The 13,028-nt window shown below is 46.8% G+C and carries 17 protein-coding genes; all 17 read left to right on the forward strand.

Going from position 1 to position 13,028, the window contains the following annotated elements:
- The first annotated feature begins 41 nt into the window (after positions 1 to 41).
- The 17 genes from CTT31_RS05025 to CTT31_RS05105 all read left to right on the forward strand — a co-directional run bounded on the left by CTT31_RS05025 (position 42) and on the right by CTT31_RS05105 (position 12,852).
- Positions 42 to 1,025 (forward strand): baseplate assembly protein, encoded by a 984-nt coding sequence (locus CTT31_RS05025; protein WP_260492117.1) that lies wholly within the window; start codon positions 42 to 44, stop codon positions 1,023 to 1,025.
- The gene (locus CTT31_RS05030) at positions 1,018 to 2,127 is read left to right on the forward strand and encodes a phage tail protein I (protein ID WP_260492118.1); all 1,110 of its coding nucleotides are present in this window, start codon (positions 1,018 to 1,020) and stop codon (positions 2,125 to 2,127) included. Before CTT31_RS05025 ends, CTT31_RS05030 begins: the two co-directional genes overlap by 8 nt.
- Positions 2,127 to 2,879: a phage tail-collar fiber domain-containing protein gene (locus CTT31_RS05035; protein WP_211859457.1), complete on the forward strand. Its 753-nt coding sequence runs from the start codon at positions 2,127 to 2,129 to the stop codon at positions 2,877 to 2,879. Before CTT31_RS05030 ends, CTT31_RS05035 begins: the two co-directional genes overlap by 1 nt.
- Before the next feature lie 9 nt (positions 2,880 to 2,888).
- Positions 2,889 to 3,566: a hypothetical protein gene (locus tag CTT31_RS05040; RefSeq protein WP_130164592.1), complete on the forward strand. Its 678-nt coding sequence runs from the start codon at positions 2,889 to 2,891 to the stop codon at positions 3,564 to 3,566.
- 2 nt (positions 3,567 to 3,568) lie between these two features.
- Complete coding sequence (locus tag CTT31_RS05045; protein WP_099031049.1) at positions 3,569 to 3,784, forward strand: tail fiber assembly protein; 216 nt, start codon at positions 3,569 to 3,571, stop codon at positions 3,782 to 3,784.
- Between the two features lie 78 nt (positions 3,785 to 3,862).
- On the forward strand, positions 3,863 to 4,441 hold the full coding sequence (locus CTT31_RS05050; protein WP_260492119.1) for a hypothetical protein: 579 nt from the start codon (positions 3,863 to 3,865) through the stop codon (positions 4,439 to 4,441).
- Positions 4,438 to 5,127, forward strand: a complete 690-nt coding sequence (locus CTT31_RS05055; protein ID WP_069020243.1) for a phage baseplate assembly protein V — start codon at positions 4,438 to 4,440, stop codon at positions 5,125 to 5,127. The genes CTT31_RS05050 and CTT31_RS05055 overlap by 4 nt, the downstream gene beginning before the upstream one ends.
- A gap of 1 nt (position 5,128) precedes the next feature.
- Complete coding sequence (locus CTT31_RS05060) at positions 5,129 to 5,326, forward strand: hypothetical protein (RefSeq protein WP_017218946.1); 198 nt, start codon at positions 5,129 to 5,131, stop codon at positions 5,324 to 5,326.
- 9 nt (positions 5,327 to 5,335) lie between these two features.
- Positions 5,336 to 5,671 carry a GPW/gp25 family protein gene (locus CTT31_RS05065; protein ID WP_017218947.1) on the forward strand — a complete coding sequence of 112 codons (336 nt, stop codon included), beginning with the start codon at positions 5,336 to 5,338 and terminating at the stop codon, positions 5,669 to 5,671.
- A 135-nt stretch (positions 5,672 to 5,806) separates the two neighbouring features.
- Complete coding sequence (locus tag CTT31_RS05070; protein ID WP_045988655.1) at positions 5,807 to 6,970, forward strand: phage tail sheath subtilisin-like domain-containing protein; 1,164 nt, start codon at positions 5,807 to 5,809, stop codon at positions 6,968 to 6,970.
- Positions 6,970 to 7,479 (forward strand): phage major tail tube protein, encoded by a 510-nt coding sequence (locus CTT31_RS05075; protein WP_010378397.1) that lies wholly within the window; start codon positions 6,970 to 6,972, stop codon positions 7,477 to 7,479. Before CTT31_RS05070 ends, CTT31_RS05075 begins: the two co-directional genes overlap by 1 nt.
- Positions 7,480 to 7,482: 3 nt before the next feature.
- Positions 7,483 to 7,740, forward strand: a complete 258-nt coding sequence (locus CTT31_RS05080) for a phage tail assembly protein (protein ID WP_010378399.1) — start codon at positions 7,483 to 7,485, stop codon at positions 7,738 to 7,740.
- A 5-nt stretch (positions 7,741 to 7,745) separates the two neighbouring features.
- A complete protein-coding gene (locus CTT31_RS05085; protein ID WP_017218950.1) occupies positions 7,746 to 7,871 on the forward strand; it encodes a hypothetical protein in 126 nt (41 codons plus the stop codon).
- A gap of 123 nt (positions 7,872 to 7,994) precedes the next feature.
- A complete protein-coding gene (locus CTT31_RS05090) occupies positions 7,995 to 11,153 on the forward strand; it encodes a phage tail protein (protein WP_260492120.1) in 3,159 nt (1,052 codons plus the stop codon).
- Between the two features lie 14 nt (positions 11,154 to 11,167).
- Positions 11,168 to 11,599 (forward strand): phage tail protein, encoded by a 432-nt coding sequence (locus CTT31_RS05095; RefSeq protein WP_010378403.1) that lies wholly within the window; start codon positions 11,168 to 11,170, stop codon positions 11,597 to 11,599.
- A 25-nt stretch (positions 11,600 to 11,624) separates the two neighbouring features.
- Complete coding sequence (locus CTT31_RS05100) at positions 11,625 to 11,840, forward strand: tail protein X (RefSeq protein WP_010378405.1); 216 nt, start codon at positions 11,625 to 11,627, stop codon at positions 11,838 to 11,840.
- A 1-nt stretch (position 11,841) separates the two neighbouring features.
- Positions 11,842 to 12,852, forward strand: coding sequence for a phage late control D family protein (locus tag CTT31_RS05105; RefSeq protein WP_260492121.1), 1,011 nt, complete (start codon positions 11,842 to 11,844; stop codon positions 12,850 to 12,852).
- The last annotated feature ends 176 nt before the right edge of the window (positions 12,853 to 13,028 follow it).

Consider the following 13,028-nt stretch of genomic DNA (forward strand, 5'->3'; position numbering starts at 1 on the left):
ATTGACCTGTTTTACTCCCTAAAAACCAGTAAGATAGACCTATGCTTGAGAAAGTTAACAAGCACAGGTTTCCAATCTTCAAAGCCCACAAGCAAGTGTTTGCTGTGGGTTTTTTTATGGCGCAAAGCGAGGAGGTGATGATGGCATTTGAGCGGTTGGACTTATCGCAGTTGCCCATTCCTAAAGTATTAAAACCTTTAAACTTTGAGCAGCGTCTAGAAGCATTAAAGCAAGCATTGCTGCAAAAGGATAACGCACTCCAAGAAGTAGTAAACTTGGAAAGTGAACCTCTGACTAAGTTGTTAGAAGTCATGGCATATCAAGGACTGACTCAGCAAAGCATGCTAAATGACGCAATAGAAGCGAACTTGCTCGCGAGTGCTTCAGGGAGTGACTTAGACGCAATAGCAGCGAGGTTTAATGTTGCAAGGCTTGGGAATGAGGGGGATGAGCGTTTAAGAGCGAGAACGCAACTGGCGTTTGATGGACTGAATACCGCAGGGAGCGCGGCCTCTTATCGCTTTCATGCATTGTCGGTGAGTAATGAGATTTGCGATGTGCAAGTTCATAGTCCGAGGCCATGTGAAATAGAACTAACCGCCTTGAGTCGAATAGGGAAAGGTACGCTAAGCACGGAGCTGCTGAATAAATTACACGTCGCCTTTACCCCTGAATCGTCAACTCAGCCCGAAGTCTCTAAAGTGAGACCGCTTGGCGATAGAGTCACAATCAAGCAGCCACAGATATTGACGTTTAACATTGCAGCGGAACTTGAGATTTTACCTGGCCCGTCGCCTGAGGTGATTGTGGACAGTGCCTCAGCCGCGCTCGACGCTTACTTAACAGAAAGGCGACAGCTTGGTCGGCAGATCACGCGAGCGGGCATTAGCAACGCTTTGTTTTTGTCCGGTGTCGAGAACATCAGGTTGGAGTCGCCAAGTGAAGACATTATACCTCTAGATATTGAGGTGGCGTATTGTCAGCAAATGGATTTGCGGGTAAAGGTGAGGGGGCAGGATGACTAAGCTTTTACCTCACAATGCGTCAACGTTGGAGCAGTGGTTAGCAGAGCTGCAAGCCAAGCCTCGAACTATCCGAGCGGGTTTATTAGCGGCCTTAAAACTTGAGCAGCGCAGCGATGATGAGCTAGTGGAAATTGCGCGTTATCTCTCGTTGACGGAGGTCGGCTGCCTTGATGTACGCAGCGCACTTAAACGCTTATCAAGCAACAAGCTGCTGCCAATTATTTATTCTCAAGTGTTTTTCCCAAGAGATGCACTTGAGCGGTTAGCGATAAGTGTCGGACTAAGTGGGCTCTCCCTCAAGGATGATGAAGCACGAACCCAATTGCGTGATGCTTGTGTACTGAACGATACACGGCTGCTCTTAACGAGTCTTTGGCAACCCGACCTTTGTCCTGAGCCTTTATTGCCTTTTTTGGCGTGGAACTACTCAGTGGATGAGTGGGATGAACATTGGCCTGTGGCGATTAAACGCCAAGTCATTACGGATGCGTTCACGGTTCATCAGTGCAAGGGAACCCCATTTGCACTACAAAAAGCGCTCGATAGTCTCAATATTGAAACCGAGATCAAGGAATGGTGGCAGCAGACAGATGGTTTGCCTGGCACTGTGCAGATCTGGGCGCTTATTAATCAGAATTTGGACGACCGACAACAAGGATTGTTGACCTCCCAGATGCTCAAACGTATTCGCCGTGTGGTAAACGCAGTGAAACGCGGTGCTATCCATATTGATTTACAATTGGGTATTGCGCTTAAAGAGCAAATTGGTGCGGCAGGTCTTGGCAAAGCGCCTTTGGGTTTGAGCAATACCCAAGTGTTGGGGTTAGGGGTAAAACCTGAGCAAGGCAAAGCCGTATTGGGGGCATGTGGCCATATAAATCACTATGGCTATCAAATGCTAAATACCGAAGGCGCAGGCGTTTTACCTAGTGAAACGCAGGCAAGTTTAGGTGTGTTTGCGGTTGCAAAACAGCTGAATGCACAAATGCATACCAGCCAAGGAATAGGCATTCATCCTGATGAGTTAATGCAAGGAGTGGTACTCGCCAGTGGTATGCACCGACTTCAATATCAACATTATCATTTACAAGGAGCGACTTAATGTCTGCACTAACGCTGCAGTTTACCCATGCGGGACTTGATGCCCTACTCAGCGCTCAAGCGCGAGGCTTTAAGGGACAAATCAGCCATATGGCGTTTGGCGATGCCGCTTATACGCCATCACAAAATCAAACTGAGCTACGCAGCCTTAAAGAGCGTGTAGCTATTGCCGACAGCGACTATCAAGACGGTGAAAGTACGAGCCTTAAAATTGCAGGCAAATTCGACGCACCACTTGAATATGCCATCAGAGAAATTGGCGTTTATTTAGATAGCGGCGAAGTAGACGCAAGTGGTGAGCCGGAGCTGATTTTGCTGGGAGTTTACTCAAAAGCCAACACCACACTTGGCTACCGCACACCTGACGTCAAAGTACTACAGTGGTTAACGTTAAGTTTGGCACAACTGCCCAGTGAGAGTATCGAGGTAAAGCTGGGGGTCGACAATCTTAATCTGATTGTTGACAAAGAGCTGGCCGAAATGACGCTTACGCAGCTAGATACGATGCATCGGCAAATCAAACAGGAATTTCGTTTGCAACAACAGGAAACAGCGCTAAGTGAGCTGCAACAATTGCTCACCAGTGAAGTGACACGATTAGATACAACACATGCCGCTCGGCTAGATAATCGCGTAGCAGCATTCCATGGCTTATTTAACGCAGAACTTGCCAACGTGACGACGGTACAGCTAGACACCATGAACCGCCAAACCAATCAAGAAATTAGATTAACCAATCTTGAGCATCAATAAGGAAACACTATGTCAAATGACAATTTAACCATGACGGAGCGCCTGAGCCAGGTTGCCACACGTGCCAATGCACTGTGCCAAACTGTTGAAGATCAGGTTGGGATTATTCAAAGTACTTTATCGGAAACGGTGACAGATGTTAAAAGCCAAACTTCTCAAGCTATTAACACGGCACAGACGCAGTTTTCAGAATTTAGAGAAAACGCAGATGATAGGTTTAGCAAGCGTCTAGAAGGCGATTCATCGAAAGAAATCATTGATCTCAAACACCTAGATGAAAACACATTTTATGCTCTTAGCTTTCATCACCCAAAAATGCTTGATGTACGCCTAGAAAGGTACGTTCATTTAGATGGGGACAGTAAGGGGTTATTAGAGTTTCAAGTTCAGCTACAGAATTGGTCAAGCGGTGGAGATTTCCACTTTGCGATTCAAAAGGCGCACGCATTCTCAGTTCATCCTTTTGTTGCGAAAGTGCTAGGCGCGTCTACACCTTATACGTCTTCTATTTGGTTGAGAGGAGGTTATTCGTATCTACTCTATACCTCTGGTCGATATTCTAAGCGATCAATAATCGAAGCCGAAACACAAGTTGTCGAAAAAATTGGTGACACAAATTATTACCTACCGCCGATAACTGAAGTGCATAACAGCGTTGTTCCTAATAGATATATTCGAGGTAATTAATTATGGAAAATGAACTATTTACACAAAAGCAATGGAATGAAATCAGAGATATTCGAAACCGACTACTCGTTGAAACAGATTGGACGCAAGTATCAGATTCTCCACTTAGTGAAAGCAAACGTGCAGAGTTCAACGATTATCGAACACAATTAAGAAATTTGCCTAACCAGTCTGAATCTCCGGATCAAGTGGTTTGGCCGGCAAAACCTGAACTCTAAAGTCTCTAACCCTCTTTCGGGCGTTTCGTCCATCTTAGGCTTTTTAATCTAGCCAATTTATAATTTGAGAGCACAACTATGCATCGACAAACCTTGATAGCTAAGGTGTTGGCGTGCCTGAGTGCCGGTCTGTCTGAGCTTGCTCAAGTTGATTTACTAAAAGCAAGCCAGCCACAACCGGATTTAACAGAGCGTGCACAGCTTACCCTAATCCCAATCGCTGAGCGACAAGCCAGTGAACTGCAAGCGAAAGGCGCCGACAAAGGCGTGACTTATGGGCCTGCGTACAATAAAAACCTGAGCCCAAATGCACTCGACAGACGAGTGATAACTTTGCAGCTTGAACTGGCGCTTGAAGAGGCTGATGCCTCTGCGTTGATAGCGCGATTGGATAACTTGGTCAGTGCCGCTGAGGCTTCGATTATAAAGGACGAAACGCCCGTTCCTTGGCAACACTTTATTTGCGAAAAAAGCAGTTTTAGTTATAGCAACCAAGTCAATTCAATGCTCGCTAAGGCGACGCTGACTTGGCAGTTTTATTACCAAGTTGAGTATCCCGAGGAGGCCGGTGTTGAGATAACAGAAGTGTACCTTGGCCCGCATGGTGGCGAGCATCACTTAATTTATAAAACTCCAGAAGAAGGACCGATAGCGTGATAGCGAATCAACATTTTTCAGACTTAGCCGTGTCCGACTTACAGCAGCGTCTTACTAAGCTAATTAGCCTAGGAACGGTGCATGAAGTGGACTACGAAACGGCGACCGTCAAGGTCAAAATGGGTGATTGGATCACGGCAAAGTTACCTTGGCTAACGGCGCAAGCTGCTCATGATATGACTTGGCAAGCACCTGAAGTTGGTGAGCAAGTGATGGTGTTATCTCCCTGTGGAGATACTTCCCAGGGAGTGGTACTTGGCAGCTTGTATAGTCAAAAGTTTGCGCCAAAACAATTGGGAGTAACGCCTGAAAATCGCCCTGATGTTCATAAGGTTCAATATCAAGATGGCAGCTCAATCACGTATGACCGGAAGAGTCATCGTTATTTGATTGATATTCAAGGAGCGGATGCCACTGTGGATGTGCTTTCTGCAGGGACGCTGAATATTACAACAGCCAAAGACATCCGAGTAGAGACACAAGCTAATGCGACTGTGTTGAGTGCAAAAGATGCAACTTTGAAGTGTGATGGAAGTGCTTCTGTTCAAGCGGGGGGGGACGTCAGTGTTGAAGGAGCAAGTATTGCCTTAAATGGTGGCTCACCTTGTGTGACTACGGCACATGTATGTCATTTTACTGGCAGTCCACATGGTGACGGCTCGTCTACAGTTACAGCGGGGAAGTGACATGGCATTAGATGCAAATGCATTAGAAAACATGATCAAAGCGGAGCTTGAAGCTGAGGGTTTTGTGTTGGCAGGTGCGCATGCAGGAGCTGGCAAGCTGGCTACTGCGATTGCTAAAGCCGTAGTTGAACATATGACTCAGGCTGCGGAGGTTCCTGTATCAGGAGGCTCCAGCGCGGGAATTTACAAAGTGACTTAAGGAGTCGTCATGATAGGAATGAATGCCAAAACGGGCAAGCCGCTCGGTGGTGTTGAGCATCTAAAACAGAGTATTCGCGATATTGTGACCACACCGCTTGGCAGTCGCGTGATGCGACGCGATTATGGCTGCGGCTTATATGAGCTTGTAGATAGACCTTTTTCTCACTCTCTGGTGGGGGATATCACTATGACCATCGCCAATGCACTGGAGAAGTGGGAACCACGGTTTCAACTTGATGGTGTTGCAGTACACCCAGCAGGAGAGGGCAAGTTGTCTATCGAAATAAAAGGATTGTATTTAATCAACGGGGAGCCTGTCACCATCGAGGGTATCCAAATCTAAGTCATTTTTTATCCACCTTATCCGTAAGGTATAAGGTCAACAAACTCTAATTTATATGAAGTTTTTAGGGCCATACAAGGCAGCTTGTATGGCCTTTTTTATTCTCTAACTGACATGTCTTTAAAGGAGATAACTATGTCAAAATTTCTACACGGTGTAGAAGTCATTGAGGCGCAATCCGGCACGCGTCCAATCAAAACAGTAAAAAGCTCAGTAATTGGTGTGATTGGTACTGCACCTAGTGCAGATCCAGAAAAGTTTCCACTTAACACACCTGTATTGGTTGCTGGTAAACGTGCTGAAGCTGCACCGTTGGGTACAGAAGGAACACTGCCTGCGGCAATGGACGGTATTTTTGACCAAGCTGGTGCGGTAGTCGTTGTGGTTCGTGTCGATGGTGCTGATGAAGCGGCAATCATGTCAAACATGGTTGGCGGTGTGGCAGCAGACGGTTCTTATGAAGGTGTACAAGCTTTTCTTGGTGCTGAGTCTGTACTTGGCGTAACACCACGTATTCTTGTGGCGCCAGGTTATGCACATCAACGCCCTGAAGGTAATCGTAACCCAGTTATTACAGAACTTGTGAACGTGGCTGAGCGTCTTCGTGCGGTTATCATCGCAGATGGTCCAAACACCAACGATGAGGATGCAAAAACATATCGTGCAGACTTTGGTTCGCGTCGTGTGTTCGTTGTTGACCCTCATGTCAAAGTATTCCGCGATGGCAAAACAGAAGTTGAACCTGCAAGTGCACGTGTTGCGGGCATGATTGCTAAGTCGGACAACGACCGAGGCTTTTGGTGGAGCCCAAGTAATACCAATATGAACGGTATTGTGGCAACTGCACGTCCGATCGACTTCCAGCTGGGCGATGCTAACGCACGTGCGAATATGCTGAACGAAAAAGAAGTGTCGACCATTATTCGTCAAAACGGCTTTAAGCTTTGGGGTAACCGTACTTGTTCTGACGACCCTAAATGGGCATTCCTGTCAGTGGTACGTACCGCAGATATGATCAACGACTCACTACTGCGTGCGCACATGTGGGCAGTTGACCGCAATATCACCAAAACTTACATCGAAGATGTTACGCAAAGTGTTCAGTCATACCTAGATAGTTTAAAAGCACAAGGTGCAATTCTTGGCGGTCAAATTTGGGCTGATGAAGAGTTAAACACACCGGCCAATATTCAAGCGGGTAAAGTATATTTTAGCTTTGACTTCACGCCGCCAACACCGGCTGAGCACATCACCTTCAAGAGTATTCTAACTAACAACTACCTAGAGGAAATCGTATAATGGCAATCTCTCCAAAAATTCTTAAAAAATTCAAGCTGTTTGTAGATGGTAAAGGCTATCTAGGTATCGCTGATGAAATCCAGCTACCAAAAGTAACCGTAAAAACTCGCGAAGTGACGTCGGGTTTCCAAGCGCCGGTTGAGCTTGATGTTGGCCAACTTGAAAAGCTAGAAGGCACAATCACGTTACTTGAATACAACGCTGACATGATGAAGCTACTTGGCGATTGGAGCGGTGCAACAACGCCGTTAACGGCTCGTGGTGCTATCCAAGCGCAAGGCGAAGCGCCAGTACCAGTGGTGGTAACGCTTGAAGGCTTCTTCAAAGAAGTGGATATGGGCAGCTGGAAAGATGGCGAGGAAGCTAAGCTTACGCTGCAATATGCAATTCAGAAGTACAAGCTACAGATCGGTCAAGATGTGATTTACGAAATTGACCTATACAACGACGTTCGTACCGTTAATGGTAAGGACCAAATGGCAGCACTTCGCGCAGCAATCGGAGCTTAATCCATGAAAGAAATCATTACCTTAGCATTCCCAATTACGGTCGATGGGCATGAGTATGCAGAACTTACAATGAGACGACCAAAAGTACGCGATCGGTTAATGGTGGATAGAGCGGATATCAGCGAGTCTGAAAGCGAAATTCGTTATTTCTCGCACTTATGCGAAGTTTCTCCAGATATCATCGAAGAGCTTGATTGGAGTGATTTTGTGAAGCTGCGAGAAACGCTACAAGCTTTTCTCGTGTCCCGCCAAAGCGCTTAAAAGCCATGGTTATCGCTCTGGCCAAATATACTGGCTGGGGCTTGGCCGAACTCAACGCGCTGACCGAAGACGAACTCATCGAGTGGTTTGAAGCAGCGCTTGATTACAAACAAGCGACAGAAGCGGGCTAAACCGATGACCGCAACCGCCCCTTAACCCTTTAAGGGGCGCATTCCCATACTTTAGACGCTTTAGCTTAGGCCTCAGCTTAAGCTAAAGCGTTTCACTTTTCTCTATTTTCCTCAGGTAACGCCATGACAAAACAAGGTAAACAGGTTCGTTCACGAGAGGCGAACAAAGTCAAAAATAAGTTGCCACAGGTAACTTCGCTTGCTAACCAAGTTGCACATTTAGGTAGTCTAGTTGCAAAGCTCAATGCCAATTCAGCGACTAGTGCGCAGATCCAGCAATTAATCTCCATCATGACTCAACTTAATGCCAGCGCGGTGTTAAGTCCACAGGCTCCGTTCTCAGTACCTGAGTTTCAGGCACCTGCCACTGGTGAAAATGCTGTGCCTAGTAGCCAGTTGGTGCAGCAGGCTGAACAGGTTATGTTGGCGTTGCCCGATTCTTTACAGCATGCGATAAGTGGCTTGTTTGAACGGGTTGCTGAACTAGATTTCAGCGCTGCAAGCCAAACCGTACAAGTTGAGTTGGCGGCATTAGCCGAACACGTTCCTTCACTTTTTAACGCAATTTCCGTTGCACCAGCCGTGACTGCGGCGACAAATGCATCCAAGCAAGGCCAATCTGTAATCGATGCTCAGCAGCAATTTTGCCTAGATGCAGCGTCACTGGGTCAAGCTTTGCCGGAATTTGCATCGAGTTTAGATTTGGCTGCTTTGCCAAAGCAGCTGCTCGAAACAGGCAATTTGTTGAGCAATATTGAGTTTGCAGAGGTACTCAAAGGAGAGCTTGGTTCACTAACAGAAGCTGCTCCTGCGTTATTAACTCAATTTGGCTTTGACGATGCGGCAAATGTGGTCACGCAGTTTGCGCCAGCTGTGAATCAATTGGATATTCCTGGACTTATTCAAGGCGATTTACAAAGTTTGCAGCAGGCTTTACCAAGCTTGCTAGAAGCCGTTGATCTTAAGGCATTGAACCAAACTCTTGCGCAAGAAATACCGGCGCTTGCACAACTTGATTTAGCCGGGCTTGCTAATGGTGAGCTGGGGTCGTTGGCCGCAACGTTACCAAACCTACTTGAGGCGGCGGGACTTGATGGTGCCGCAAACTCGGTATCTGCGGCTTTGCCAGCGCTACAACAATTGGACTTGGGCGCAATTGCGGATGGTGATATCCAGTCGTTGCTACAAAGTGCTCCGGCATTATTAGATGCATTGGATATGCAAGGTGCATCACAGGCTTTTGGTTCAGTTCTTCCTATCGCTGAAAAACTCGATTTTAAGGGCTTAATGGATGGTGAGCTGAGCAGCTTAGTGGATGCCGCACCTGAAGTGCTTAGAGCATTTGAACTTGGCGATGCTGCGGATAAGCTACAAGCTGCGGTTCCTGGCTTAAAACAACTGAATCTCAAGCAAATTGCCAGTGGTGACGTATCGAGCCTTATGGCGGCAGGTCCTTCATTACTAAAGGCATTTGAATTAGACGGTGCAGCTGGCGTACTCGAAGGCGCATTACCGGCATTAGAAAAACTGGATGTCGACGCGATTTTGGGGGGCGACATCAAGTCCCTTGTAAGCGCAGGACCTGAATTGTTGAATGCATTTGGGCTAAACGATGCGGCAAGTGTACTAGAGCAACACGCTGATCTACTCTCCAATATTGATTTAAAAGGCGTTCTCAAGGGAGATTTATCTTCACTTACCAACAGCTTACCAGATTTATTTGGTGAGTTTGGATTAGACGGTATTAGCGATGATTTATCCGAGTCGTTTGCTGAGTTAGAAAGTGATGTTGAGAAGAAGAAGTCTACGCGTAAAAAAGGACGCAAGAAGCGAGGCAGAAAGCGTAACAAGCGAGCTAGGTCTTCTAATCTAGCGGATAAACAAGAAGCGTCGGCGGATCGCGAGCACAAGCCGCGCAAAAGCAACAAACGAGGCGCTAATAAACCCGCTTTGAAACTGTTAGACGGCGGGAAAGCCCCCAGCGTAAAAGCACAGTTAGATAATCAAGCATCGCAACCAAAGTCCAATGCAAAAGCCAAAAAAGTCAAAATGATGGCTGCCGCAAATGATGCTAGTTATCAAAAGCTTGGCAGTTTCTCTCCAGCTAAAGGTGGCAAACTTGGTCAGTTATTTAAGGGGTCTAAAAAGTTACTTGGGCGTGCGGCTGCACCGCTTAGCGTGGCGTTAGGGGCATTCGATGCGTTCACGGCATTAACCGATGACACGTTAACGACTAAAGAAAAAACCACTCAGGTTGGAGCGGCTGCCGGTGGCGCAGGTGGCGCACTCGCTGGCGCCGCTGCAGGCGCGGCAATTGGCTCGGTTGTTCCTGTGGTTGGCACTGCAATCGGTGGCTTAGTCGGTGGTGCACTCGGCGCGATGGGCGGTGAGTCAATCGGTGGTTGGTTTGGTGACAAACTTGGTGGTTGGTTCTCTGACGATGCTCAGGACTCAGCTTCAGGTACCTCGAGCCCTTCGGTGACAGAGCGCTTGCTCGATAGCGCAACGAGTTTTGCCACCATGGGGCCGCTGGGCTTAATTAGCGACACTCTCGGCGGTTGGTTATCAAAAGGCGAGGAAAACGTTGCGCAAACAGACAGCAAAACGGCAGCGATTAGTACGCCTCAAAACAGTGAAGCAACAAAAAATAACGCACTCGACTTTGTTAAAAATAATGTCATTAATGAGCTGAATTTAGCCACAGGCACGGCCGCTGCCTTTGCTGCTAATCAGGGGATGACAACCAGCAAAATTCACGGCGTCAGCAAGGCGGGTGATTTGGCAGGCAGAGCGCTAAACGCACACACGGTATGGGAAACGCTCAATAATGATGGGCTTTCTGTTAAAGAAAAAGCGGCTGGTATTGGTAGCACGCTAGGCGGCATGTTTTCTGCCGACGCTGTATCTGGTGCACTGTCAAAAAGCAAAAATCCTTATGTAAGAATGGTGGCCCCTATGGCGGGTTACCTTACCAACAACATGGTTGGTGATGCCATTAAAGGTTGGTTTAGCGATGACAAAACATCAGCTACCAATGAGGCTAAAGCACCAGATCTAAATAGTTTAAATCAACTGAATGCGAGTGCGAATAAAGCATCTGAATATTCATCGGCGCCGCAAGCGGGCGCTGCATCGGTAACGGTGAACGCTAATATTACAGTCAATGCAAAAGATGGCCAACAGGCTTATGAGGTTGCGCAGCAAGTGAAGCAAATGTTGGATCAGCAGCAGCAACAAGCAGAGCAAGAGCTTAGTGCTCGATATTACAATCAAGTGGCATAACGATAGAGGACTAAATGAGCAAAGTTAATCATGCTAAACATATGATGCAACTGGGAGACTACAAGTTTTCAGTAAGCACCGCAGCGTTTAATAAGCTCCAGTACGATTCTCAATATCGCTGGGAAGCCCACAAATCTCAGACTGATAAGGACTCTCCGCCGATGCAATTTATTGGCGTAGGAGAGCAAACCTTAAACATTGAAGGGGTGATCTTCCCGCAAATTGTGGATAACGGCTTGAAGCAGTTAGACATGATGAGAGATGAAGCCGCCAAAGGGGAGCCGATGACGCTTGGCTATGTTGAAGAAAGTGGGAAATCTAGTCCAAGCGTAGGGCGCGTGATGGGTAAGTGGGTCATCAAACGGATAAGTGAAACGCGGACCTTATTTTTTAATGATGGTATCCCACGAGAAATCCAATTTTCAATGGAGCTCAGCCGCTATTAAGCGCGCTGAGTGCTAAGGAGTCGTTATGAGCAAAGGGGTAACTTATATTACGCGAGATGGCGATTGTCTCGATCTCATCTGTTTTAAGCACTATGGCCGCAGTAGTGGCATGGTAGAAAAGGTGCTAGAAGCCAATCATGGCTTGGCAGAGCTTGGGCCAATTTATTCGGAGCAGATCAGTATTTTTCTTCCCGAAATCGCAAAACCTACTGTGTCTAAAGTGATCAATATTTGGGATTAAGATGGACTTACAACCGCATTATTCTATTAAAGCAAATGGCAATGAGGTATCAAAAACACTGAAGAACCGCTTGGCTGAGCTCAGTGTTACAACACGCACAGGACTGGCGAGTGATACCTGCTATGTACGATTTGACAATTTAGCTGACGCGCCCATTGCCTTACCCGCACCAACGGATCAACTAGAAATTGCGATGGGATATAAAGAAGGCACCAAAGATCAGAGTGCTCCTTCAACCAAATTAGGTATTTTCGAAGTGGGCGCTTATGAGTTGACTGGCCCCAATCGCTCGTTGACATTTTATGGTAATAAAGTGCTGTGGGATCAAGATTTTAAGGCATTAAAAATACGTTCGTGGCCAGAGCTGGGGAAGGATGAGCCGCTGATGCTGGACAAGCTTATCCAAGACATTGCTGGTGAGTATGGACTACAGGCAAAAATAGGTGATGCTTTTCAGGGCCGAGAAATACCGCACATTGAGCAAAGTGAAAGCGATATGCAATTGCTAAGCAAGCTTGCCGTGCAGTTTGATGCAATCATGAAGATTGCGGATGACAAGCTTATCTTTATGGCTAAAGGCACCGGGAAGTCGTTAACTGGCAAAGCTTTACCTAGCGTGACGGTAAGTAAAAAGCAGCTGGTTTCATGGCAGCTTAATGCTAACCACAACAAGTTAGTCAAAGGGGTGCAAGCTTATTTTTACGATAAAGCGTTAGCGCAAAAAACATTGGTAAGTGTCGGTGGCGGTTCACCTAACACGACACTCTCTTACGTTTATCCTAATGAAACCGAAGCACAAACCGCGGCGACGGCCATGTTACAGCGTTTAAATCGAGCGCATACCAGTGTGCAGCTTTGTGTGGTTGGCGACCCTAATTTATTAGCAGGTGGCGTGATAACTATCGAAGAGGTTGATGATAATCTCAACGGTGACTGGTTTGTCTGTGAGGTCAAACATGTAATTAATCACGCCGGCTTTAAAAGCTATTTAGTATGCGAAGCATTAGGTTAAGTTAAATCCCACACTTTTTATATTAGGCGTCAGCGATTATCGTGTTGAGCGCTTCCTTCCTTAATTTTTTCCTTTCTCCCTGTGTCCCGCACAGGGTGTACTTTTATCTCATCCATCACAGATGAGATATCACCCTTTCTCCATGTGGGCCATCCTCATTTTGAGGCTCTGGCCTC

The organism is Pseudoalteromonas maricaloris, assembly GCF_024746855.1.
GTDB lineage: Bacteria > Pseudomonadota > Gammaproteobacteria > Enterobacterales > Alteromonadaceae > Pseudoalteromonas > Pseudoalteromonas maricaloris.